Origin of the sequence: Microcystis sp. LE19-8.1F (genome assembly GCF_027531715.1) — a bacterium.
GTDB lineage: Bacteria > Cyanobacteriota > Cyanobacteriia > Cyanobacteriales > Microcystaceae > Microcystis > Microcystis wesenbergii_A.
Genome location: NZ_JAPZSO010000038.1, coordinates 1 through 24,900 on the forward strand (window position 1 = coordinate 1; position 24,900 = coordinate 24,900).

Genomic DNA, 24,900 nt, shown 5'->3' on the forward strand with positions numbered 1-24,900 from the left:
GCAAAATTAATTACACATCTAAGCCACTACTCCGTCAGACTTCTGGTGTGAGGAAACAGTGAACTGAAAACTCAAATCCGATCCCTAATAGCTGTCTCCCGTCTCCCGTCTCCCGTCTCCCGTCTCCCGTCTCCCGTCTCCTGACGACCGTCTCCTGTCTCGACTAGGAAATTAATTTTGCACGACTACTTAGCTATCCCTTTTTACTCAAGAAATATGGTATGATGGGAAATTGTGAGTTTTACGAAAGCCGATGAAAACGGAAGAGATTATCAAATCAATCGAAGCCGAGTATCTCAAGAGCGATCTGCCCATTATCCATGTCGGTGACACGATCCGGGTAGGGGTGCGAATCGTCGAAGGAGATAAAGAGCGGATTCAGCCCTACGAGGGTATTGTCATCGCCAAACGCCATGGCGGTATCAACGAAACGATTACAGTACGCAAAGTCTTCCAGGGTGTGGGAGTAGAAAGAGTCTTCCTGCTGCACTCGCCCCGGGTTGCCAGTATCAAGATCATCCGTCGTGGTAAAGTACGTCGGGCGAAACTCTACTATCTGCGCGATCGGGTTGGCAAAGCCACCAGGGTACAAGAACGTTTCGATCGCCCTCTCTAAAAAATTTCCGGCGACAGCCTAACCAAGAAAGTTGCTCAATCGCCAACAACTACGCTATAATAAATAAAGGCCTTAAAAAAAGCCAAATAGTTTAGCGAATGGGCGCTCTTAGTTCAGTTGGTAGAACGCAGGTCTCCAAAACCTGATGTCGGGGGTTCAAGTCCTCCAGGGCGCGTTTGGTAATCACCAAGCCGATAACTGCAAAAGACATGATCTAAATGTCTGGGGGTTAGTGTGGGTTGTCCGGTGAAAATGATAAGTTAAGGATAGCTTGAGTATCATTTTAAGGAGTAGCGATCGTGGCCAAAAAAGAAACCCTAGAAAAAGACACGAGCGACAAGAAAGAGGGAAGCTCTTTTCAGGTCAAGGAATTCGTCAATGAAACCAAAGAAGAACTCGCCAAAGTCGTCTGGCCTTCCCGTCAGCAACTTTTGAGTGAATCAGCGGCCGTGATGTTAATGGTGACTTTGGTAGCCACTCTCATCTATCTGATTGATAAATTCTTTGCCTGGGGTGCGGGGAAGGTGTTCCCATGAGTCTAGAAGAAGAACAGTTTCCCGAAGAAGTCAATCTTAGCGACCTACCGAAAAAACCCCGTTGGTATGCCGTGCAGGTGGCTTCCGGTTGTGAGAAACGGGTCAAAGCTAATTTGGAACAGCGCATCCACACCCTCGATGTGGCCGATCGCATTCTGCAAGTCCAGATTCCCCAAGCGGCCACCGTCAAAGTCCGCAAGGATGGTTCACGGCAACACGGCGAGGAAAAAGTCTTCCCCGGTTATGTCCTGATCAAAATGATCATGGATGATGACGCTTGGCAGGTGGTAAAAAACACCCCCCACGTGATCAACTTTGTCGGGGCCGAACAAAAACGGCACTATGGACGCGGCCGCGGTCACGTCACCCCGCTACCCTTGAGTATGTCAGAAGTCGATCGCATCTTCAAACAAGCTCAGATTCAAGAACCCGTCGTCAAAATCAATATGGAAGTTGGCGATCAAATCTTGGTCCTATCCGGTCCATTTAAGGACTTTGAAGGGGAAGTGATCGAAGTTAGTCCCGAGCGCGGCAAACTCAAGGCCCTGCTCTCCATTTTTGGTCGGGATACCCCGGTCGAATTGGAATTTAATCAAGTCGAAAAACAAAACTAAATCATGGCTAAAAAAGTCGTCGCAATTATTAAACTAGCTTTACCTGCTGGTAAGGCTAACCCTGCTCCTCCGGTCGGTCCTGCTTTAGGTCAACACGGGGTAAATATTATGGCGTTCTGTAAAGATTACAACGCTAAAACCGCCGATCAGGCCGGGATGATCATCCCTGTGGAAATCTCCGTTTTTGAGGATCGTAGTTTTACCTTTATCCTCAAAACTCCCCCGGCTTCCGTTCTCATCCGTAAAGCGGCCGGTGTGGAAAGAGGTTCCAACGAACCTAACAAGAAATTTGTCGCCACCATTACCCGCGACCAATTACGCGAAATCGCCCGGACTAAAATGCCCGATCTTAACGCTAACGACATCGAAGCGGCCATGAATATTGTGGCGGGAACGGCCAGAAATATGGGTGTCAAGATCTCAGACTAAATCTTATTTCGGGGAGAAGTTAAGCTTCGTTATTACCCAAGGAGCAACAAATCAGATGGTAAGAAAAGTTTCACGACGTTTGCGAGATGCCCAGGCTAAGGTAGAAAATAAAGCCTACGAGCCATTAGAGGCACTGACATTATTAAAGGAATTAGCGACGGCGAAATTCGACGAAACCGCCGAAGCTCATATTCGTTTAGGTATCGATCCTAAATATACCGACCAACAACTGCGGACAACGGTAAGTTTACCCAAAGGAACCGGACGCACGGTGCGAGTAGCGGTCATTACTCGCGGGGAAAAGGTACAGGAAGCGAACAACGCCGGGGCCGATATCGTTGGTTCAGAAGAATTAATCGAAGAAATCGCCAAGGGGATGATGGATTTCGAGGTTTTGATCGCCACCCCCGATATGATGCCGAAAGTGGCTAAATTAGGTCGTCAACTCGGTCCACGGGGTTTAATGCCCTCACCGAAAGGGGGAACCGTAACCACCGATTTAACCGGGGCAATCGCTGAGTTTAAAGCGGGTAAATTGGAATTCCGGGCCGATCGCACCGGGATCGTTCACGTTCAATTTGGTAAAGCTTCTTTTAGTGCCGAGGATCTGTTAGTCAATTTGAAAGCTTTACAGGAAACGGTGGACAGAAACCGGCCTTCCGGGGCCAAGGGGCGTTACTGGCGCACGGTTTACGTTTCTTCCTCCATGGGGCCATCGATTCAGGTGGATATTAGCGCCCTGCGGGATCTGAAATTAGCGGAAGGTTAATGACAGTTATTTTTTCCTGAAAAAGCCTCCAAGGGATTGGGGGTGTTTTTTTGGGATTTTATCTCCTTATCTTTATTTTCAACTATTCTAATACTAAATCTGGTTATTAAAAACTGATTATTTATTCACCCTTTTGCAAGAGTGCCTTTTGCAAGAGTGCCTTTTGCCTGTCCTGATATGTAGCCTATACTCAAGGGATTTAGTATAAGATCATTGATTTTCATTTTTGGGTTCTTCTATAATCAATACAGCATGATATTGTCCTTCTTTTAAATTTGAGGGAACTTGTACGGTTAATTGACCTTCATTGTTAACGAATGCTTCAACTTCAATAGTTTTCATGTTAACACATCTCTCTTCATTTTCTGCTATAATCTTAATGGTAGAAGCATCTTTATCTGCTAAAGACCGAGCATACTTTCCTCTCACTGCATTTTTTAAATGAGACTCCGTTAAAACCTCAGAATAATCATCTAACATTTCATCATCGTTGATGGGATCATTGATTACTTTGTTCATAGATTTTTCTTTCATGTTTATTTACTCTCCTAGCACTAATGATTCTGATGTTTCCTTGTCTTTCAGTATGAACAACTAAAAGCAAGCGGTTTTGACTAGAATAACCAATTGTCAAAAAACGATCTTCTAAGATTGAATGAGTAGGATCATCTAAAGTCAAAGAATAGGTATCTTCAAAGACAGTTTTAGCCTCATTAAAAGAAATATCGTGTTTTCTCAGATTTATCTTAGCTTTATCTTCATCCCATTCAAAATTAGTCGTCACCATCTCAATTATACACAATAAATAAAATAAGTGGTATAAAAATCGCCCACCTTACTAAGTACCTAAGCAAAATTAATTACACATATCTAACCACCTCTTGCCTCTTGCCTTTTGCCTTTTGCCTTTCTTCACTAGGAAATTATTTTGCACGACTACTTAGGCGTTAAAAATTATCAGACACCCCCCTTATCAAGGGTAGGGTTGATTCATGAATCAACCCTACCTTATCAAGGAGAGCAGGGGGGATCGAACCTAAAATCAATTTTTAATTTAATTATAACCAGTTACTTATGCTTGCTCAGATTGGGAAACCACAAAAGCACGAAGAACAACCACAGACGACCAAGGGAAGAACGAACTGAACAATTAATGAATGCTTGTTTCCCTGATCTTTCTGGTGCAATTAATTGGGAATTCCGGCCCGATCGCACCTGGATCGTTCAGGTTCAATTTGCTAAAGCTTCCAAAGGACTCCAAGTAATTGGGGGCGTTTTTTTGGCTTGATCGCCCGATTGATATAGAATCAAAAGGCTACACTCAAGATTAATCGCTTGAACTATTCTCTTGTATCTGTTCCTAAAGCCAGCGTGTGGATTGTAGATTCCCCTAATGCCCGTATTTTAGCCCCTAGTGCGATCGCTCTTGGTAACTTTGATGGTTTGCACCTAGGTCATCAAACCGTCCTACAGCCAATTTTTCGGGATGACCCCGCTTATCCCACCGTTGTTAGTTTTACTCCCCACCCGCGGGAATTTTTTACGGGAGAAAAATGGCAATTATTAACTCCTCTAGGGGAAAAGGTAGAGGTTTTAGAGAATTTAGGCGTTAAACAATTAGTTTTACTGCCTTTCTCTGCTGAATTAGCTTCCCTAACTCCCTTGGCTTTTGTCGAACAGATTTTAGTAGAAAAATTACAGGCTAAATCGATTAGTGTTGGTCAAGATTTTCACTTCGGTTATCGTCGTCAAGGTACAGCCGAAGATTTATTACAGATCGCCTCTCAATTTAATATTAAAGTCGAGATTGTTGGTTTAAAAAACTGTGGGGCGGGTCGGATTAGTAGTTCCCTAATTCGTCAAGCTTTGGCGGCGGGAAACGTTGAGCAAGCTGGGCAAATGTTAGGTCGTCCCTACAGTTTAACCGGTCGCGTGGTCATCGGGCAACAGCTGGGCAGAACATTAGGTTTTCATACCGCTAATCTACAGGTTCCCCCCGATAAATTATTGCCGCGATTCGGGGTTTATTGCGGTTGGGTGCATCTCGATGCTTCTCGCTTACCGGCAGTTATGAACATCGGTTATCGTCCCACGATCGAGGGAAAAACTATCAGTGTGGAAATCCATTTATTGGATTGGTCGGGCTATGTATATGATCGCATTTTAACGATGGATTTAGTGCAATTCCTGCGACCAGAACAGAAATTTAATTCTCTCGATCGATTAAAAAATCAGATCGAGATAGACTGCGATCGCTCTCGATTAATTCTAACTTCTGTAACTGACAACTCCTAATATTTTTGGTATTCTCTTTCCACCTGAACCGACTTAAAATCTTGATTTCGCCCACTGGCAACAATTCTTAACTAATTTTCTTCATGCTCCCAACCCTAACCCCGATTAGCTCCCTAGCAGAAAATTTCCCGCCATTGTCTGTCAACTTTCCTCGCTAGTTTGGGCAAATTAGGAAAAGAATCGTTAAGATTAAAAAAAACTTAACATTAATCTTCTTGACAGAATACCCCATTTGTGCTATGAGAGACGCTATTGATATTTTGATGGAAAATTTGAGCCAGAGCATCGTCGGCCAAACCGAATCGATTCGCCTTGTGCTGGTGGCTTTGCTCAGTGGTGGTCACGCTCTCCTGGAAGATGTCCCCGGAGTCGGCAAAACCCTGTTAGCCAAATCCTTAGCGCGTTCAATTAACGGTCGTTTCCAACGGGTACAATGCACCCCTGACCTCCTCCCCAGTGATATCACGGGAACCACGATCTGGAACCCCAACAGTCGCGAATTTGAATTTATCCCCGGCCCCGCTTTTGCTAACGTCCTGTTGGCCGATGAAATCAACCGGGCCACCCCGCGCACCCAATCGGCACTTCTAGAAGTCATGGAAGAAAAACAAGTTACCATTGATGGAGAAGCGCGGCCGGTCCCCCAACCCTTCTTTGTTATCGCCACCCAAAACCCGATCGAATATCAAGGTACTTTTCCGCTTCCAGAAGCGCAAATGGACCGTTTTGCCGTTTGCCTGAGTTTGGGTTATCCCAGCGCGGCAGAAGAATTAAAAATGTTACAAAGACAGCATTCTCAAGAGGCGGTTAAATCCCTAGAAGCTTGTATTTCCTTAGAACAGGTGGGAGAATTGCAAAGATTAGTCAGTCTGGTTCGGGTCGCTCCCACTTTACAGCAATATATCGTCGATTTAGTCCGCGCTACCCGTGACCACGAAGATATTAGTTTAGGAGTCAGTCCCCGGGGTTGTGTGGTTTTGCAAAAAGCAGTTCAAGCTTACGCTTTCCTCGAAGGTCGCGATTATGCTATCCCCGATGATGTTAAGTTTATTACTCCCTACGTCTTCTGCCATCGTCTGATTCCTAGTCACGGTCGTCAAGCTAAAGCTATCGTGGAAAGACTTCTGCAATCGGTGGCGATCGAGGATCGCATCTGTGCCTGAACTACTTTGAACCCCTAGAGGAGAGAATTGCCGCGCTCAAAACCCCTAGTGGGGGAATAACAACGACTGGCGTTGTCAAATCAGAATATGAAGAATGAATTGCGACACAACGAGAGCCTTACTCTTAAAGCGTTTTCAAGTCTGCTCTGATGCGCCATCATCTTCAAACTTGACAACGCCACAACGACTAGCAATTAAACCCAAAACTAACCACCAGAGGGTACTAACTTGGGGACGATACCAAACCGTATCAAAAAAACCGTGGGCAAGAATTCCAGCCATAGCGGCAATTGCCCCGATTAACCAAAAGCCTTGACTATCCATTTTATCGCGTAAAAGTTTAATTTGATGGATGCCTTGGCCGATAGTTGTGACTAATAACCAGAGGAAACAGGTAAAACCAATAATTCCCGTTTCTACCATGATTTCTAATACCACAGAATAGGCACTTAAAGCCGTGTATTTTGGCTTCATGAATAGGGGGTAAATTTTCTTAAAAGCATCATTACCCGGTCCGATGCCCAAAAGTGGATAGGTTTGAATCATGCGAATAACTGCATCCCAAACATTAATCCGAAAGTTATTACTACTATCTTCCCGTCCCGCAAAAATACTCATCACCCGAATTCGCAGCGGTTCCACCAATAAAATCGCCCCTAAAATCACCACGGCTAAACCCCCTAAAACTAAAGGTAAAAGCCATGTTTGCCAAAATAAAGGTAGATAACTTTTGAACCAATAAAATAATAGCAATAAGAAGACAATTCCTAAGACCATCAAACCAATCCAACCGCCACGACTCTCGGTAAAAAATAAACAAGCGGCATTGGCTAAAGTTAATAAAGCCGCTAAAATTTTCGGTAGCCATCCCTGCCACACAAACAAGGCTGCACCGCTAAAAGCAATACTGGGTAATAAATAACTAGCTAATAAATTAGGATTACCGAGATAACTATAAACCCTAGTATCTCCCGCTAATTCTGAAGTAGGATCATTCCAAGTTGCTAACTGTTCCGCACCAAAAATTTGCTGACGAATGCCGTAGATGCTGACTGCTAAGGCGGTTAAAACTAAAGTAGTCAGAATCCAATTTGTTAGGCGTGGTGAGCGCATAATTCTGGCAGTAAAGGCAAAAAAGATGAGATTGAGAGTTAATTTAATTAGTCCTTCCAAAGCCGCCATTTTAACGGGAGAAAAAGCCGTAGAAACTGTGGCAATTCCCCAGTATAAAAGCACCAAAATGTGAATCGGTGTCACCCCGATTTTGCCTTCATCCACAAGGGTTAACAATAGCCAATAACCCGCTATTGCTAACAGCAAAAAACCGATTTGACTGGTGGAGAAAAACGGCGCGGTGGCGATAAGGAGAGAGATTAACAGCGCACCCATCAATTCTGCCCACTGCACAAACCGGCTACCCTGTCGCCATTGACTAAAAAGGCCGACTAAACGATGCAGATAGCTATATTTTGACCAAGAAGCAGGCGAAAAGTTCAATAGGGTGATTTGTTTCCATAAAGCATTCATAGGGTTTTTAGTTGCGGTTGTCACCATCACACTTTGATTAAGATACCGATTGTATCTTAATTGTTGACTCTTGGGAGCCAAAAGAGTTTCAATCTGGTGTCTTAGGACAGCTTCATACGGTCAAAACCTAATAGCGTCACCAGTCTAAGCATGGGGTGAACGTAAAGCTTGACCTAAACGAGTTAAGCCTTGGGAACAGTCAAAACGATCGAGATGTACTTCAATAAATGATAGGCGATCGATGTTACCCTGGGCAATCGATAAAGCCTTTTCTAATTCCCCTTCTGTGCTGACTTGACAACTCCAACTTTCCCCGTTAAATACTGCCGGTAATTGGTGATATTTCCACGGTTGTAGATCATTATAAATATTATCCTGAATTACCCGCTCGATCGTGTAACCATCGTTATTAATTAAAAAGATAATTGGATTGAGATGGTGACGGATAATGGTCGAAAGTTCCTGGGCGGTCATTTGAAAAGCACCATCCCCCACAAAGACGATAGGACGAGTATTTGGTGCGGCACAAGCTACTCCTAAACAGGCGGGAATTGAATAACCAATAGAGAGATAAAATGCTTGACCGATAAAGTCGGTTTGTTGGGGCATTAATAAATCAATTGTGGCAATAATTGCGTCCCCCGTATCAGAAATAACAAAAGATTCTTGAGCGATAAAATGATTCATTCGCTCATAAAAACGAGCATTAGTTAATTTTTGCTCCAGCACGGCAATGAATTCTAAATTCTTCAATTCGGCCGCAGGTTTAATCTCTAGTGTAGCCGCTTCTTTGTGACTTAGCTTATTAATTAAACCATCGATAAAGTCTCCTAGGAATACCGGTTGATAAAAGTGATGTTTAATTTTTACCTTCTCGGAATTGGCATTAATCAAATTATTGGGATTTAAATTAGCCGTAAATCCGCCTAAATTCATATCGGACATGATCGCCCCTAAACAGAGGACACAATCGGCATTTTCCACCCGTTGCTTAACGTATTCGCGACTTAATGCTCCCACATAAGTGCCGATAAATTGCGGCTGCATTTCCGAAATTGACGACTTACCTAAAATAGTGGTGGCTAAGGGATAACCCGTTACTTCTAAAAGTTTCAGCAACTTATCCTGGAGTTTAAACCGATGGAATTCTACCCCTGCTAAAATAATTGGTTTTTCCGCTTTTTCTAATAAAAAAGCCGCTTCTTCAATGGCTTCTTCTAAAGCGGCGGCATCGGTGAGATTATCGGGTAAATAAATTGGCTTTTCCGAGGGGATACAGGGACGATAGACCATATCCCGGGGAATTTCGATATACACGGGACGTTTGTGATGCAAACAAGCTGCTAAAGTTTGATCGATTTGACTGGCTGCTTGGGCGGAATTAGTGAGAATAACCGAGGCAACCGTGACTTTTTCCATGATGGAAAATTGCAGATTATAATCGCCCGTGGTGTGGTGTAATAATAAATTATCCCGGCGAATCGAGCGATCGGAAGCTCCACTAATTACCACCAGGGGAACTCTTTCAGCGTAAGCACCGACCACAGCATTAACAAGGCTAAATCCCCCGACTCCGTAGGTGACACAGACAGCGCCCATACCTTTGACTCGCGCGTAGGCATCGGCGGCATAACCCGCGTTAAGCTCATTACAGGTGCAAACTAATTCGATCGGACTTTCCACCAAAACATCCATCAAATCGAGGACATAATCCCCCGGCACCCCAAAAATATGATTAACCCCTAAATTATGGAGACACTGGCATAAATATTCGCCGATGGTGATCATAGCAATTTTCTCCCCTGTGTTGGCACTTTCACGCCGATCATAACGATTTTTTCAAAAAATAGGCTCATGCTCAGTAATAAACTGGAAAGTAAAAATCAGGAAACCTTGATTATATCTAGGCGCTGGTGATCAATGCTATAGTATAAAGTCTGGGGTTTTTTCTTGGGTGTAAAAAAATATCTGCGGCACTTTTTCAGGTATAATTTTTACAGGAGATTACCTAAAACTTTCGACTTAAATAAGGCTGACTGTTAATGATTTTTACTGAATTAGTTTTGCAAAATTTCGGTCCCTACGCCGGTCGTCAAGTGATTAATTTACGTCCCGAAAAAGACAACAATCCCTGTCCGATTATCCTTTTGGGAGGCATGAATGGGGGCGGTAAAACTACTTTAATGGATGCGATTCGTTTGGCTTTGTACGGTGCGCGGGCCAAATGTTCTACTCGCAATAATTTAAGTTATGCTGAGTTTCTCAGTCAAGCAGTTAATAATCAAGCTTCCCTCATCGATCAGGCGAGAATTGAACTGGCTTTTGAACATCTAGTTAATGAACGATGGCGACAATATCGTATCGTTAGATACTGGACAAAACAGCCCAAAGATGGTAAGGATACCCTCGGTATTTTAGATGAGGATTGGCCCGATCCTGCCTTAGCTAATACTTGGGATGAATATATTGAAACTTTATTACCTTTGGGTATTTCTAACCTGTTTTTATTTGATGGGGAACAGGTAAAAGAATTGGCGGAACAGGATGTACCTCCTGACAGCGTTAAGGATTCGATGCAGACTTTATTAGGGTTAGAATTGGCGGAAAGATTAGCCGTTGATCTCGATATTTTAGCTGGTCGCAAGCGCCGGTTATTAGCGGCAGAAAATGAACTGGCAACTATTGAAGCGATCGAGAAAAAATTAGCCCAGTACCAAGAGGATTTAGAATTGGCTAGGCAAGAGATGGAAACTCAGCAAAAAAATTTAGATTTAGTTAGAAATGATTTTGATGCAGTCTCGGATAAATTTCGCATTGATGGCGGAAAAATTGCCGCCGAAAGAAGTCAATTAGAGAGCAGAAAAAAGGATTTAGATAAAAAGTTAGATAAACAGAGAGAATATTTAGGTCAATTGGCGGGGGAATTTTTACCATTAAAGTTAATTTTTCCTCTCCTAGAATCGGCTAAAATTCAGGGAGAAAAAGAGCTAAAATTTCAATCGTCTCAAGTCGCTCAATCGGTTTTAGAATCCAGGGATAAAAAGTTAATGGCTTATTTAAAAAAACTGAATTTAACTTTAGAACAACTAGAGAATATTAGAGAATTTTTACAGCAAGAAAATCAGTTTTTAGCTGAGGATAGCGATTCTTTGATTGCTCCTTACTTAGATTTAGACGAGGAGGCGATCGAGTTATTAAACCGAGTCTTAACCCATCAATTACCGGCACAAATTAACCTCGCTCATCAAACGATGGAACAATTAAGAAATCTGGAAGCTGACTTAGATAATTTAGAGCGAGAATTAGCAGTAGCAGCCTCTCCCGAAGAATACGAAACCCTGAGTAATAACTTAAAAACCGCTCAGAAAAAGTATCTAAATGCTCAAGCAGAATACGAGCAAAGCCACAAAAATTATGAAGAAATCAAAAAGAAAATTGAGAAGACTAAAAAAGAATTATTTGCCTATAGTGAGAAAGCTTTAGAATCCCAAAGTAACGAACATATCGTCAATGCTATTGTCAAAGCACAGCAAACTTTAAAAGTATTTAAAGAACGCTTAACTTTAAAAAAATTAAATAGATTAGAGGGAGAAGTGGCGGAATGTTTTCGTTATTTATTGCATAAATCCGATCTGGTGCAGAAAATAGCGATCGATGCTGATACTTTTGGTCTATCTCTCTTTGGTCCCGATGGACAAAATGTGCCTAAACACCGTCTTTCTGCCGGAGAAAAACAACTATTAGCGATCGCTTTTTTGTGGGGATTAGCGCGAGTCTCCGGACGAGATTTGCCCATCGCTATCGATACACCCCTCGGACGTTTAGATTCTTCCCATCGCCATAATTTAGTTGAACGTTATTTTCCCGCTGCTTCCTCTCAAGTCATCCTCCTTTCTACCGATACAGAAATTGGACAAAATGAGCTACTCTTATTAGAAGAACAGGAAGTAATCGCCCGAAAATACCTGCTAGAATACAATTCCCAACAACGTCAAACTACTATTCACCCCGATCGCTACTTTTGGTAAGATTATGACTGAGATAAATTCCCAAGAAATTCTCGCCCAACAGGATTGAGAATGACTAACTATTTTCTCATCAGTCAGATCGAGGTAAAATTATAAATTATGGAATCACCGATCGAACGTTTTCGACTATCTCAAACCGCCAAAGATAGCCTCATAAAATTAAAACGCTACACTAAAATTGACCAATGGAATATCCTCTGTCGTTGGGCTTTTTGTCGTTCCCTTGCCGAACCGAGTCTCCCCTCTCCCGTTCCCATTCCTGCCGATAGCAATGTAGAATTATCCTGGAAAGTATTCGGGGGAGAAATGGCCGATATTTTCCTAATTGCCCTTAAACAACGTTGTCATCAAGACGGATTGGGAACCGATAAAGAAACCCTAACTCAACAATTTCGCTTACATTTACATCGCGGTATCGGTTATCTTGCTGGGGATACCAAGCTAAAAAAAATCGATAATTTAATCGAATTAGAGAGAGAAAATCTCAGAGAATCTTAATCAAGGAGGTTTATCCTTAATCCTTTAATGGTTCAAACTCACCTTAAAAAACTTTCGGTCGGCCTAAAGTAGTGATATAGATAACTGCTTCATCGGAGGGAATTCCTAACACTTCATTAACTTGATCATCAAAAAAACCACCGATACCACTAACCCCTAACCCCAGATGAATAGCCGCTAAATTTAATCTCTGTCCCAAATGGCCCGCATCTGCATGAAGATAACGATAAACTCGATCGCCATATTTAGCCACTGCTTTTGACAGATCCGCCGTATGAAAAACCACAGCGGCCGCATCTCGTCCCAAATCCTGACCTAAACAGAGATAATGTAACTCTTGCTGGAAATTTTTAAAGCGAATTTGCCGCAATTCTTGGGCTTTAGGAGCATAATAATAACAGCCTTCCTCTAATCCAGTTACTGCCGAAACAGCGATAAAAGTTTCCAATAAATCCAGAGCAAAATAATCGGGATTGGGATCGAGATTTTGTCCGACATAATCTTGGGGTTGATAGGTGAAATGCAGCAAAGCTCGCAATTCGTCTAAACTGAGACTAGCGCCACTATAAGCGCGGGTAGATCTGCGTTTAAGAATCGTACTTTCGAGATCGATTAAATCTTCCCCCCAATTGACGGGACGGGATGTCACGGAAACTTTTAGACAAAAAGGAAAATTATATTTATCTTCCCAATTAGAGGGGGTAACAGTTGCTTCTATCTTCTCATCTGTAGCTATGATAGTGGCTCGGTGTAGGGAGTTTAATAATTCTCCCTCGGGAATTTCGGGATAAAGAGTCGTGGTTGCCGAAGGGAGTGCCGTGGTACTATGGGGGAGATTTTGCCGGATATTGAGCAGATCTGCCAAAGGAATCACCGTCATGACACTTTCCTTCTCGGAATCGAGATAAAGCAATTCATTCATCTGGATATCGTTAAAACCACCGATTAAATGGGCCCGATAGTCATTAATCGAGGCTGATAGCTCAATATTGCCTAATAAATGCCCTGTATCGAGGAAAATACGCCGATAAGCTCGATCTTCGTAGCGCCAAGCGGATCGATAAAAAATGGCACTGGTAACTAAAGCGATATCGGTATTTTCTAAAACAGGATTCCAGAAACAGGCAGATTGTAGGTTCGTCCAGACATCACTTTCCCAGAATAAAAGCAGCGAGTGACTTTGACCTTGGTAACTGTAGAGACCGGCGGGTAAAAATTCCGTGCCACGGGAGATCAGATAGACCTCGGCGGGGTATAATCCACCGGCAGAGGGTGCGGAACGTAGGTACAAGGGACTACCCATAGTGGCGATTTTGGCAGTTAACCCATAGCTACAGCCCAAAATTCGCGATATACGTCGCCAAAAGTCTCCTTTTTGGGGAACCGTTTGACGGGAGAGGTAGGGTTTGAGATCGAAAGTCTGACCGATTTTGTATTCTTTAAAGGGATGGGGTTGTTGACTCCAATCAAGACCTTTACTTTTTGAGGCGATCGTCTGGGGGTCGTATTTGGTCCGCTCGTGGTAGTATTGGGCGATCGAGATTGGCTGATCTGGCATGATAAAGATAGGCTGTCTAAGCTTTACTTTTTAGTGTAATATCGATGACCCCCAAAAAATCAACCGGCCAGAGAGTCGATCGGCTAAAAGTAAAGATAATCACCAATTTCACCTACATAAAATCTATGGAAATTATCGCTGTTTTACTGGGAGTTTTCGGTTTAGGGACAGGTGCGGGTTTATTAGTCATCCGTAACTATTACCATATCTGTCAACCGAGTGAAGTTTTAATTTTTGCCGGTAGTCGTCGTCCCACGGCCACGGGCAAAACCATCGGTTATCGTTTGGTAAAAGGGGGCAGCAGTATTCGTTTACCTATGCTAGAACAAGTGTATCGAATGGACTTGACCAACATGATCATCGATCTCAGGGTGGTTAATGCCTATTCTAAGGGCGGTGTGCCTTTGATCGTCACCGGGGTGGCGAATATTAAAATTGCCGGGGAGGAACCGATTATTCATAATGCGATCGAGCGTTTATTGGGCAAGAAACGCAAGGAAATCGAACAATTGGCTAAAGAAACCCTCGAGGGCAATTTGCGCGGTGTCCTGGCGAATTTAACCCCAGAACAAGCGAACTCCGATCAGATCGCTTTTGCTAAAAGTCTCCTGGAAGAAGCGGAACAGGATCTGGAAAAATTGGGTTTAGTTTTGGATAGTTTGCAGATCCAGAATATCTCCGATGAGGTGCGTTATCTCGATTCGATCGGACGGAAGCAAAAAGCCGAATTACAGAGAGATGCCCGGATAGCAGAAGCAAAAGCCCGAAAAACATCGATTATCAAGGCTTCCGAGAATCAACGTCTAACCGCTTTGCGTCGTATCCAAAAAGATTTAGAAATAGCCAAAGCTGACGCAGAAAAACGGGTGCGCGACACTCAAACTAAGCGCGGCGCCATGATTGCTGAGGTAGAATCGGTGGTTATGTCGGATTTAGCTAAAGTACAGGCAGAAGTGGCGGTACAAACTGCCCGAATTAAGCAGGTGAAACAGCAATTACAAGCAGATGTGATCGCCCCTGCGGCGGCGGAATGTCAACAAGCGATCGCAAAAGCCCGGGGGGAAGCGGCCAAAATTATCGAACAGGGGAAAGCGCAAGCGGAAGGAACCAAAAAACTGGCAGCTTCTTGGCAAGGGGCGGGAAATAACGCTAAAAACATCTTTTTATATCAAAAATTGGAGTTATTGCTTAAATTAATGGTCGCTAGTGTGCCAGAAGTGCAGGTGCAAACGGTGACGGTAGTGGACGGGGGTGATGGTAATCTTGTCCCGAAAATGACTGCCTTTGCCGAACAATTGCGTCAAGCTACCGGGGTGGATCTGGTACAAATGGCTAATCGCCTAGCACAAACCGAGCCATCTGTCAAGGGTAAAGACACAAATTTTGATTTTAAACAATTGCCCTCCTGAATCAGTTATCAGTTATCAGTTATCAGTAGGAGGATAGAGTATTGTACCATTTTTCTTTATTTGTGGCAGGCATCCTAATCCCCTCTACCCTTCTGGGAGAGGGGTTGGGGGTGAGGGTAATTAACTATCTCTGCCATTACTTTAGAAAAATCGTATTAAGTGAGCAGTATTAAATGGCAGTAAAAGTCCTGTCTGTTCACTGATTACTGTTCACTGATAACTGATTACTGATTATTGTCCACTAAAATATTAATCAAGTTTGGAGACCACCGCCATGGATGACTTAATTAATGCTCCCTCCCCTTCTCCCCAAGACATAGAAATGACGCGGACTCCCCCCTGGGGAACGGTGACGGTATTGGAGGAAGGTCCCCGGTATCGCATCAATCGCATTGTCATTAAACCCGGCCATCACATGAGTACCCAAATGCACTACCATCGCAGTGAACACTGGATTGTCGTCTCCGGTACAGCGCGGGTAATCTGTGATGAAAAAGAAACTCTCCTCAAACAAAAAGAATCTACATACGTTCCCATGAATACCCGTCATCGGTTGGAAAACCCCGGTTCTATTCCTCTGGTGATGATTGAGGTGCAAAATGGCGAATATTTAGGAGATGATGATATTCACCGTTTTGATGATGCAGAATAGGACAGTTTTCTTCCGTATATACTTTAGTTATTTGCCAAAATCTCGATCGTGGATGAAAAAATTATCCTAGTTACAGGGGCTGCCCGTTCTGGGAAAAGTGAATGGGCCGAATATTTAGCCAAAATCAGCCAAAAACCCGTTATTTATATCGCCACCTCCTCGGTGGATGAAAAAGATCAAGAATGGTGCGATCGCATTGAAAGACACCGGCAGCGACGTTCCCCCCAATGGCAAACCCAAGAAATTCCCCGACAATTGAGCGAAACTATTGATAATAGCCCATTTTCTCACTGTTTATTGATCGATTCCCTCGGTACTTGGGTAGCCAATTGTTTAGAAATGTCGGCAGCCGAATGGTTAGAAACCAGCGATCGATTCTTGTCTTCCCTCAAAAACGCGGCGGTTGATGTTATTCTGGTAGCGGAAGAAACCGGTTGGGGTGTGGTTCCCGCTTATCCCCTCGGTCGTCTGTTTCGCGATCGTTTAGGCGATCTCTGTCGTAGAATTGGCACAATAGCAGACGCGGTTTATCTAGTTACCGGGGGCCATGCTCTTAATTTAAGTCAATTGGGTCAGTCTTTGTCGATAATTGGGCAATAGAGAAGATGAGCAACGATTATCAGCGTCAAGTGATTGATTTTTATGCCCTTCGTCACGATTACGATAACGATTTTACACAAGCTCGCGCCCTTAAATTAGTAAATTATCTCTATTTACAAAAAAACCAATCTGTGCTAGACGTGGCAACGGGAACGGGATTTATTGCGGTCGCAACGCGCTCGCTACGCGAGACCGCAATTGCCCCAAAAGTAAAAAGTGTCATCGGGGTTGATTTCACGCCGGAAATGATTGCCAGAGCCGAAAAAAAGCTAGAAGAATTAAATATCGAGAATATTGACCTAATTAACGCCGATATAGCTGCCATTGACTTTGCCGAGTCTAGTTTCGATCTGATTACCTGTTCTCTGGCGATTGCACTTTTCCCCGATATCCCGCAAGTGCTGGCAAAATGGTATCAATGGTTAAAAAAAGGCGGTTCGGTCGCTTTTTCCTGTAATAATTTAGAATCCCACTTCCTACCCTTGATCAGTGGTGTTTGTCGCAAACATAGTGGTTTTGAGTTGCCTAATCTGCATACTCCCATCGCCACCCCAGAAAAATGCCATCAATTGCTGGAAAATGCGGGATTTACCAATATATCGGTCAATGTCGAGCAATTAGGTCGATATTTGCCCCTAGAAACCGCCAAAAACTTCTGGTATGGGCAGTATTTTTATCCTCAGCATAACCCTTTTGACCGCCTATCGGCTGCCGAAATTGCGACTCTAGTGAACAATTATCGCCGAGAAATCGAGAAAAATGCCACCGATCAGGGAGTATGGCAAGATGCAACCACTTTTTTTGTCACTGCTAGTAAAAGTTAGAAAAAGATCATGAGTCAAGTTAAAACCATCTCCGGACGAGCTTTACCCTTGCGAGGCAACGATATTGACACCGATCGCATTATTCCGGCTCGTTTTTTGCGTTGTATCACCTTTGAAGGTTTAGGAGAACAAGTGTTCGCCGATGATCGAGCGGCTTTACAGGGAAGTCATCCTTTCGATCTACCCCAGTACCAAGGGGCGAAAATTTTGGTAGTCAATGGTAATTTTGGTTGCGGTTCTTCTCGGGAACACGCACCGCAAGCGATTTTACGTTGGGGAATTGAAGCAATTATCGGGGAAAGTTTCGCCGAAATATTTTTTGGCAATTGTATCGCTAATGGGGTTCCCTGTGTCACTGCTGAGGCAAAAACTATCGCCCATTTACAGGATTTAATTGCAGCTAATCCCGAAATTCCCGTCGATCTTTCCTTGACAACCATGACAGTGCAATGGGGGGATTTTGTCGCTACCGTGTCTATGAATGAAGGTTCCCGACAGATGTTAATAGAAGGGGGTTGGGATACCTGCGGACAGCTTTTACAAAATCTCGATCTGATTCAATCTACCGCCCAAAAGTTACCTTATTTAAGTTTCGTCTAGGGAAACAATCTAGGCTGAGGGTGCGTTAGTAATAGATTAACGTACCCCGGCAAGGATTTTATTTGAAATGCAGCGGCTGTAAATATTAAAAAATCTGCCCTATGACTCATCCTGATAATAATCTCCAAAATATCCAAGAACCGATTTTAAACGCTCCCGAAGATGTGCGAAAAATCATCGATCGCGTTTTAAAATTGGAAAGAGATAAGTTATACCAGCGCAATCCTCGCAATATCAATGATGATGTTTTAATGATTATTAAAGAAGTCATTCAATAATCAGTTATCAGTTATCGGTTCACTGTTTACTGTTCACTGAAAAAAATTCCCCATCAGCCCCTCTATATAAATATGAAACTACTATCAATAAAGTTATGTAATTTTCGACAATTTTATGGTAAGACTCCTGAGATACATTTAGCAGCAAGTTCTCGCAATACGACGGTAATTTATGGCAATAATGGGGCGGGAAAAACAACAATTTTAAATGCTTGTACTTGGGTACTGTATGAAAAATTTACGGCAGCTTTTGCCGAACCGGAGTTATTAGTTAATAAACGGGCAATTACCGAAGTAACCACGGGGACCTCCATAGAATGTTCCGCAGAAGTAAACTTTGAACATGAAAATAAACGCTATCAGGTAAAACGAAAATTTTTCGCCTACCAAGATGTAAATAGTAAAATTAAATACGGTTCAAATAGTTTATATATGCTCTACGCTGGTGATGATGGCAATTGGTACACACCCAATCAACCAGCGGAGGATATTATTAATCAAATTTTACCCGAAAGTTTACACCGTTATTTCTTTTTTGATGGCGAATATATCGATCATCAATTTCGCAGTAGTAGCCAAGGTAAAATCGCCGAGGATACAAAAGAATTATTGGGAGTTAAAGTATTAGATCGAGCGATCGAGCATTTAAAAAAAGCTAAGAAATCTTTACAAGATGAGCTTAAAGATTTAGGAGAATCGGATTTAAAAAAGTTATTGAAACAGGAAAGTAAAATCGAGCAGGATTTCGAGAAATTAAAACAGCGTCAGCAGGATATTATTAACCAGTTATCCCAGCAGGAAGAATTAAAAAAAGCCGTTACTAATCGCTTATTAGAGTTAAGTGGTGCCGAGGAATTAAAACAGTTAAAAGAAAAATTAGAACAACAGGAAAGAAATCTGCGGCAAGATTTAGTCAGAACTAAAGATAAGTTAAAGAAATTAATTTCCCAGCAAGCTTATCAAGTATTTTTAAAAGAAATTAATCAAAATTTTCAGCAATTAATTGATCGCCTAAGACAACAAGGGGAATTACCCAGTGGTATCAAACAGCAATTTGTCCAACAATTATTAGAGCGGAAAAAATGTATTTGTGGTCAGGAATTACAGGAAAATAGCCAAGCTTATTTACAGGTACAAGATTGGATGAATAAAGCAGGAATGGCCGATGTAGAAGAAGCAGCTATTCGCTTATCTTCCACAGTCAAAGAAATAGATAAACGAGTCTTAGATTTTTGGCAAGAAGTGGATAGTTATCAAGCTAATATTCACCAGTGGCGCTTAGAATTATCTTTGGTAGAATCAGAATTAGATGAAGTTCGGGATAAATTTCGCCATTATCCCGATGAAGATATTAAAAATCTGCAATCTCGCTTAGATGCGATCGAGGATTCCCTAAAAGATTTACGCTTGGAACAGGGTAGCAATAAAAATCAACTAGATATCTACCAAAAAGAGTTAGAATCCCTGCAAAAACAGGTACAGAAACAGCAACAAAAAGAGGAAAAATATAATTTAGGACAACGACGTATTTTAGCGACTCAAGAGGCAATTAATCGCATTAGTGAGGTAAGACAGAGATTAGAAAATCAGTTTCGTTTGTCCTTAGAAAAACGGGTACAGGAAATCTTTAACTCAATTTCTTTTACTCCCTATATTCCCCGTATTAGTCCCGATTACGAGGTAAGATTATTAGAAAATACCACAGGATTTGCCATTCCCGTGGCAGCTTCCACCGGAGAAAATCAGATTCTTAGTTTATCTTTTATCGGGGGAATTATCGATCGAGTGCGAGAATGGAGTCAGAAAAATACTTTGATGGGAATTGATAGCAGCACTTTTCCTCTGGTGATGGATTCCCCTTTTGGTAGTCTTGATCATATCTATCGTCGGCAAGTTGCGATCGCTATTCCTAAATTAGCCAATCAGTTAGTTGTTTTAGTGACAAAAACTCAATGGAGAGGAGAAGTAGAAACCGAGATTTCTCCCTATATTGGTAAAGAATATGTGTTAGTTTATAATTCTCCGAAAGCGGATTGTCAAGAGGATTTAATTCATCTTCATGGTGTTGATTATTCTCTAGTGAAACGCAGTCCTAATAATTTTGAATATACAGAAATTATCGAAGTTAATCGATTTTCCTCTTGACTGCTAAATGGGTGCATCTCACCTTTGCAGAAATACGGACAACCAGCAATTATCAGTGACTCTTAAATTGGTACGAAAATATGAACAATCGCGTGTAAGCATCTCACCGAAAAGCTAATGCGCTCCGGGGTTTGGGTAGGGTTGACATGAATCAACCCTACCTTGAATCAACCCTAGGAGTTTGGGGGGTAGAACCCCCCAAAAGCTTGGATTGAGTGATAAAATCGGAAATAATGACCAATTTTAGAAGACAGTTTCCCTTTAAAAATACCAACTCAGTAGATTTACAAAAATTTTGTTGTAAGTAGTCGGACATAAATTCTGTTGTCTATCTTAAGAAATGTAAATTGCCGCAATTCTTACTGACTCCTGACGACCGACTCCTTACCCCACAGTTAACTTTACTTTTGTCCAACTACTTAATAACTAAATTTTAACTTCTAATAAAACGATCGATTGCTGTGTTCATTACCCCAACACGACTGGATAATTCCACAAGTTCCGTGGTGACAATATTATAATCCCCTAAATATTTCTGGAGATTAGTTCCCTCTTGTTGATTGCCAATTTCTACTAACCTTTCCTCTCGCAATTCTTGCAAATGATCAAGGACTTCTTCTAAAGTATCTTCGAGGGGAGGTAAGGGAAGAGGAAGATTATTTGTTTGCAAAGCTTGGGTTAATTGCGTCAAAGCTTGGGTTATTTGTTGCGTGAACAGACTGAGATTGGGATGGGGAGGACTACCGCGATATTGTTCCAATTCCGTCAATAAAACTGTCACCCCGCGACCAAAACGAGGAATATAATTACTTAAAGTGATTGCCGGTTCCATTTGTGGAAAGGGTGTGCTAGGATCATCAATTAATCTTTGTAGGGCTGTTTGCATAGTTGTATTTGCTCTTCGAGCTTTATTGCGATGGGAAGATAAAATTGCAGTTTGATAGGATGATTCTCCTAAATAAACTGCCATAACTGACTGAAAATATATTTGATTAGCTTCTAATGCTTTAATGGCAGCGAGGGAAAAACGTTCATCTTCATTAAACCGTAAAAAACCGAAGGAAAGTACAAAGGCTAAAGCACTACCGATTAAAGTATAAACTATTCTGATATACTCTAAATTAATCCCGGCATTGCTGGCATCGAGACGACTGATAATTAAAGCAAAAATTGTGATAAAAAATACGGCTAAACTATAGTGAAATCGCACCAAAGTTAAAGCGATCGCTATAGAAATCAACCCAATAATTTCTAACCAGATCGGATTATCTATAATTCGCAACAATGCCAAAACAAAAAACGAGCCTAAAATCGTGCCAAACACCCGATTAAAAAAGCGTTGAAAAGTCAAGCTAAAATCTGGTTTTAACACAATAACTAAGGTTAAACCAATCCAAAAACTATGGGTAATTCCTAGCTTATGGTAAATCAACACTCCTAGGGCACTTCCCAAACCCAAGCGTAAACCATGGCGAAATAGGGGCGATTCTAGATTAAAATTAGATTTTAATGGTTCCCACCAAGCTTTTTCTTGACTGTACTCTTGTTCTATCCCTTCAAAGTTCCGCTGCCAGAGGTTTTTTTTATCGGAAAAGTTCTCGCTTTGCCGCAAATGTTGCGCTGTTTCACTGGCTATTTTTAGCTGTTTAGATAGTTTTTTTAAACGATTATTTAATTGGGAAATTGCCACATAACTGCTATAATCATCCTGGGCATTTTCTAAAACTTTAGCTTGCAGGTTTTTTTGTTGCTCGATCGCCTTGAGTAATAGCTGCAAGCGCTCACAATCCGGTTGTTTATTTCTACCCAAAATTAACCAGGCAATATCTTCGCAAATTTCCGCCACTTGCACGAGAATATCTTCTAATAAAATAGCCACCGTGGTCAGTTGTGGCAAGGGATGAAGATGAAGCAATTCTCGCAGCGCGATTAAGCTGGTATTAATGCGATCGCTATCTTCGATCAAGACGATTAACAATTCCCGCAGCTCACTTTTTCCCCAACGTCCCCGACGCGTCAAGGTGACAGTTTTCCTCGAACGGAGCAACAGTTGCCGGATTTTGTCAAAATATGGCTCCTCATTAGCATTAGAACGAGAGTGCAAGGGCAAAGAGCGGAGATAAGTGGCGATACCCTGAAAATTTTCCGCCGTTACCTGACGTAAAGGCTGATTAGGGCGAAAAGGCCAGATAAACAGGGCTAAAAAAATTGTCCATCCCCCTCCCAACACAACGATTCCGGCCCGTTGTAAAGCGACGACAATATCTCCCGATGGCAAAGAAACAGCAAAAAGCAGCAATAAACTAATTACTAACCCAGCTAACGCCCCATTTTCCCCGTAAACCGTCAAATAACCCGCTAGAAACAACCCGAAAAAAACTATCACTACGGTCAATCCTAGCCAAGCACTGGCTAATGTGCCGATAATCAAAGCTAGAGCCATCCCAATAGTCGTAGCGACTAGGGTTTTCGCTCTCAGGCAGTAAAGTCCCCCCGCATCGGCTAAAATCAAGGTTTGAGCCGCTAAACCGACCATTAACCCCAATTTTGACCGATCTAAAATATCACCGACAATAATCGGTACTGCGATCGCTAATAAAGTCCGAATCCCCCGCTCGATCTCGATATCGCCACTAGGACGCAATAAAAAAGTAAATCGCTGAAGTAGCATAAATTCACTGAAAACTTAACTCTTGAACCTGATAACATAGCTACCGATCAATAATTTTAGGGCAGCCAACGGGGTTTAAAACCGGCGTTGAGTTCTTGAGGTAGAATTTTCGGGGTGCTATTGGGACTGAACTGATCAGGAAGTGGTAATAACCAGAGACGACCATCGGCAATGCTCGATCCCTCCCCAGTGACTAAATCATTTCCGACTCCAAAGGGTATGGTTACTAACTGATCAAATAATAAGGCCACGCCATCAGGAGACATACTCATCTGTACGTCCCGATAATTAGGTAAGGCCAGCAGGGGTGTCATTTTACCCGTTTCTAGGTCAATAATCCCTAAAAATGGTTCTTCTTTCACTTTGCCATCGCTGCCCATGACCAGATCGCTTTTCAGACAGTAAAGGGTTTTTTCCTGTCGCGGTTCAAATTCACAGCTAATAATCGGATTAGCTGTTCTTAATAGTAGTCTTGACTCTCCCTGATCGTTGAGCAAAAATAGCGATCGCTGATTATCCGGTTCTGATTTCACTATTAATTTCTGGCGACCATCCCGGGAAAAAGCGAGGATTTTCTCGTAGGTAGGCAAAAATTGCGGTTTTCCCGCTTGGACATCCAAAGGAATCACCGCTACCCCTCCCGTTTGACTGACAACCGCTTTTTTACCGTCGGGAGATAGTAAAAAATTATCCCCTTGCATTCCTAACGGTCGCGATTGTCCATCATCGCTGATTACCCATAAACTGGCATCCCCCGGATTCCCATGATTAATTCTCTGCACGATTAGGGTTTTGCCGTTATCTGAGAGATTAAAACGAAGATTTTGATAGGTTTTCGCATCTAAAAACCTTTCTATACGACCACTGGGCAAATTTTGACCATTTTCGTCATGATTTAAACCCGTGGTAATTGTGTAAAGTTGCTGTTTTGGGGTATCTCGTCCTAAGTCGGAGCGATCGAAGGCCGAGAATAAAATTCTCTCCCCCCTCGGATACATTTGAAAATCCGTGACCACCAGATCCCCAGGGGTAAGGATGGTTTTTTTCAGTTCTGTGACGTTATTTGCCCCCTGAATGATATTACAGACGATTAAACGGCCTCTTTCCTCTTGGTTGACTCCAATATAGGCAAAAGCTCGATCGTGGCTGTAAAATTCCCCGATAAAGTCCTCACCTTGGGCAATGGGTAACTTTACTTGATATTTTTTGCCGTAGATCGGCAATTCTGTCAAGGTATAGGTCAAGCGATCTCCGGCCCAGCTAATTTTACCCGGCAAGGGAGGATCGATCACCAAGCTGGTTTCTATGTCGGAACGGTCAATCGGTCGATTAAAACTTAAAGTAAAATAATTGTCCCTAACGCCGATTTTTCGTCCTTGCCAGCTAAAATTCTCCCCTCGGGTAGGAACTTGATTTCCCTGGATCAAAATCGACGATATCCCAGCAATTAAGGCCAAAATAGTTGCTAACACTAAGCGATCGAACCAAGCTAATCTTTTCATCAGTTATCAGTTATCAGTTATCAGTTATCAGGAGTCAGTCAGGAGGCAAAAGGCAATAGGCAATAGGCAATAGGCAATAGGCAATAGGCAATAGGCAATAGGCAATAGGCAATAGGCAATAGGCAATAGGCAATAGGCAATAGGCAATAGGCAATAGGCAATAGGCAATAGGCAATAGGCAATAGG

23 protein-coding genes and 1 tRNA gene are annotated in these 24,900 nt (G+C 42.5%); 17 read left to right on the forward strand and 7 right to left on the reverse strand.

Annotated elements, in window-relative coordinates; translation table 11 throughout:
- Positions 1-253 precede the first annotated feature (253 nt).
- The 6 genes from rplS to rplA all read left to right on the forward strand — a co-directional run bounded on the left by rplS (position 254) and on the right by rplA (position 2,964).
- Entirely contained in the window at positions 254-616 is a 363-nt protein-coding gene (gene rplS, locus O9334_RS04265; RefSeq protein WP_002738040.1) for a 50S ribosomal protein L19, read from the forward strand.
- A gap of 102 nt (positions 617-718) precedes the next feature.
- A tRNA-Trp gene (locus O9334_RS04270) sits at positions 719-791 on the forward strand.
- A gap of 124 nt (positions 792-915) precedes the next feature.
- Positions 916-1,152 (forward strand): preprotein translocase subunit SecE, encoded by a 237-nt coding sequence (secE, locus tag O9334_RS04275; RefSeq protein WP_002765998.1) that lies wholly within the window; start codon positions 916-918, stop codon positions 1,150-1,152.
- The gene (gene nusG / locus O9334_RS04280) at positions 1,149-1,766 is read left to right on the forward strand and encodes a transcription termination/antitermination protein NusG (RefSeq protein ID WP_045357289.1); all 618 of its coding nucleotides are present in this window, start codon (positions 1,149-1,151) and stop codon (positions 1,764-1,766) included. The genes secE and nusG overlap by 4 nt, the downstream gene beginning before the upstream one ends.
- 3 nt (positions 1,767-1,769) lie before the next feature.
- On the forward strand, positions 1,770-2,195 hold the full coding sequence (gene rplK / locus O9334_RS04285; protein WP_045357286.1) for a 50S ribosomal protein L11: 426 nt from the start codon (positions 1,770-1,772) through the stop codon (positions 2,193-2,195).
- Between the two features lie 55 nt (positions 2,196-2,250).
- Entirely contained in the window at positions 2,251-2,964 is a 714-nt protein-coding gene (rplA, locus tag O9334_RS04290; RefSeq protein ID WP_045357284.1) for a 50S ribosomal protein L1, read from the forward strand.
- 210 nt (positions 2,965-3,174) lie between these two features.
- Here rplA and O9334_RS04295 read toward each other — a convergent pair whose 3' ends face one another.
- Both O9334_RS04295 and O9334_RS04300 read right to left on the reverse strand, forming a co-directional pair.
- Positions 3,175-3,498, reverse strand: a complete 324-nt coding sequence (locus O9334_RS04295; RefSeq protein WP_045357282.1) for a hypothetical protein — start codon at positions 3,496-3,498, stop codon at positions 3,175-3,177.
- Positions 3,464-3,751, reverse strand: coding sequence for a BrnT family toxin (locus O9334_RS04300; RefSeq protein ID WP_080754235.1), 288 nt, complete (start codon positions 3,749-3,751; stop codon positions 3,464-3,466). Before O9334_RS04300 ends, O9334_RS04295 begins: the two co-directional genes overlap by 35 nt.
- A gap of 584 nt (positions 3,752-4,335) precedes the next feature.
- Here O9334_RS04300 and O9334_RS04305 point away from each other — a divergent pair.
- Together O9334_RS04305 and O9334_RS04310 are read left to right on the forward strand one after the other, a co-directional pair.
- Positions 4,336-5,259, forward strand: a complete 924-nt coding sequence (locus O9334_RS04305) for a bifunctional riboflavin kinase/FAD synthetase (protein ID WP_045357313.1) — start codon at positions 4,336-4,338, stop codon at positions 5,257-5,259.
- Positions 5,260-5,498: 239 nt separating this feature from the next.
- A complete protein-coding gene (locus O9334_RS04310) occupies positions 5,499-6,422 on the forward strand; it encodes an AAA family ATPase (protein ID WP_045357278.1) in 924 nt (307 codons plus the stop codon).
- Positions 6,423-6,557: 135 nt separating this feature from the next.
- On the opposite strand, the gene O9334_RS04315 is transcribed toward O9334_RS04310, so the two are convergent.
- Entirely contained in the window at positions 6,558-7,949 is a 1,392-nt protein-coding gene (locus tag O9334_RS04315) for an IctB family putative bicarbonate transporter (RefSeq protein ID WP_287999549.1), read from the reverse strand.
- Positions 7,950-8,093: 144 nt separating this feature from the next.
- Complete coding sequence (locus O9334_RS04320) at positions 8,094-9,737, reverse strand: alpha-keto acid decarboxylase family protein (protein ID WP_287999550.1); 1,644 nt, start codon at positions 9,735-9,737, stop codon at positions 8,094-8,096.
- A gap of 254 nt (positions 9,738-9,991) precedes the next feature.
- Here O9334_RS04320 and dndD point away from each other — a divergent pair, with 254 nt between their 5' ends.
- Positions 9,992-11,977 (forward strand): DNA sulfur modification protein DndD, encoded by a 1,986-nt coding sequence (dndD, locus tag O9334_RS04325; RefSeq protein WP_287999551.1) that lies wholly within the window; start codon positions 9,992-9,994, stop codon positions 11,975-11,977.
- Positions 11,978-12,076: 99 nt separating this feature from the next.
- Positions 12,077-12,475, forward strand: coding sequence for a DNA sulfur modification protein DndE (dndE, locus tag O9334_RS04330; protein WP_004160206.1), 399 nt, complete (start codon positions 12,077-12,079; stop codon positions 12,473-12,475).
- Positions 12,476-12,518: 43 nt separating this feature from the next.
- Here the strand turns inward: dndE and O9334_RS04335 are convergent, their stop codons facing one another.
- Positions 12,519-14,033 (reverse strand): SagB/ThcOx family dehydrogenase, encoded by a 1,515-nt coding sequence (locus tag O9334_RS04335; RefSeq protein ID WP_045357262.1) that lies wholly within the window; start codon positions 14,031-14,033, stop codon positions 12,519-12,521.
- Between the two features lie 125 nt (positions 14,034-14,158).
- On the opposite strand from O9334_RS04335, the gene O9334_RS04340 reads away from it, so the two are divergent.
- The 7 genes from O9334_RS04340 (at position 14,159) to O9334_RS04370 (ending at position 20,541) form a co-directional block, all read left to right on the forward strand.
- A complete protein-coding gene (locus O9334_RS04340; protein WP_149975649.1) occupies positions 14,159-15,442 on the forward strand; it encodes a flotillin family protein in 1,284 nt (427 codons plus the stop codon).
- A 274-nt stretch (positions 15,443-15,716) separates the two neighbouring features.
- Complete coding sequence (locus O9334_RS04345) at positions 15,717-16,094, forward strand: phosphomannose isomerase type II C-terminal cupin domain (RefSeq protein ID WP_045357249.1); 378 nt, start codon at positions 15,717-15,719, stop codon at positions 16,092-16,094.
- A gap of 48 nt (positions 16,095-16,142) precedes the next feature.
- Positions 16,143-16,694: a bifunctional adenosylcobinamide kinase/adenosylcobinamide-phosphate guanylyltransferase gene (gene cobU, locus O9334_RS04350; protein ID WP_287999554.1), complete on the forward strand. Its 552-nt coding sequence runs from the start codon at positions 16,143-16,145 to the stop codon at positions 16,692-16,694.
- 5 nt (positions 16,695-16,699) lie between these two features.
- Positions 16,700-17,518 carry a class I SAM-dependent methyltransferase gene (locus O9334_RS04355; protein ID WP_045357244.1) on the forward strand — a complete coding sequence of 273 codons (819 nt, stop codon included), beginning with the start codon at positions 16,700-16,702 and terminating at the stop codon, positions 17,516-17,518.
- Positions 17,519-17,527: 9 nt separating this feature from the next.
- The gene (leuD, locus tag O9334_RS04360; RefSeq protein ID WP_045357240.1) at positions 17,528-18,118 is read left to right on the forward strand and encodes a 3-isopropylmalate dehydratase small subunit; all 591 of its coding nucleotides are present in this window, start codon (positions 17,528-17,530) and stop codon (positions 18,116-18,118) included.
- Positions 18,119-18,219: 101 nt separating this feature from the next.
- A complete protein-coding gene (locus O9334_RS04365; protein ID WP_190380114.1) occupies positions 18,220-18,396 on the forward strand; it encodes a hypothetical protein in 177 nt (58 codons plus the stop codon).
- A gap of 72 nt (positions 18,397-18,468) precedes the next feature.
- Positions 18,469-20,541 carry an AAA family ATPase gene (locus O9334_RS04370; RefSeq protein WP_045357236.1) on the forward strand — a complete coding sequence of 691 codons (2,073 nt, stop codon included), beginning with the start codon at positions 18,469-18,471 and terminating at the stop codon, positions 20,539-20,541.
- A 433-nt stretch (positions 20,542-20,974) separates the two neighbouring features.
- On the opposite strand, the gene O9334_RS04375 is transcribed toward O9334_RS04370, so the two are convergent.
- On the reverse strand, positions 20,975-23,212 hold the full coding sequence (locus O9334_RS04375; protein WP_045357233.1) for an FUSC family protein: 2,238 nt from the start codon (positions 23,210-23,212) through the stop codon (positions 20,975-20,977).
- Between the two features lie 56 nt (positions 23,213-23,268).
- Positions 23,269-24,714, reverse strand: a complete 1,446-nt coding sequence (locus tag O9334_RS04380; RefSeq protein WP_287999558.1) for an Ig-like domain-containing domain — start codon at positions 24,712-24,714, stop codon at positions 23,269-23,271.
- Positions 24,715-24,900: the final 186 nt, after the last annotated feature.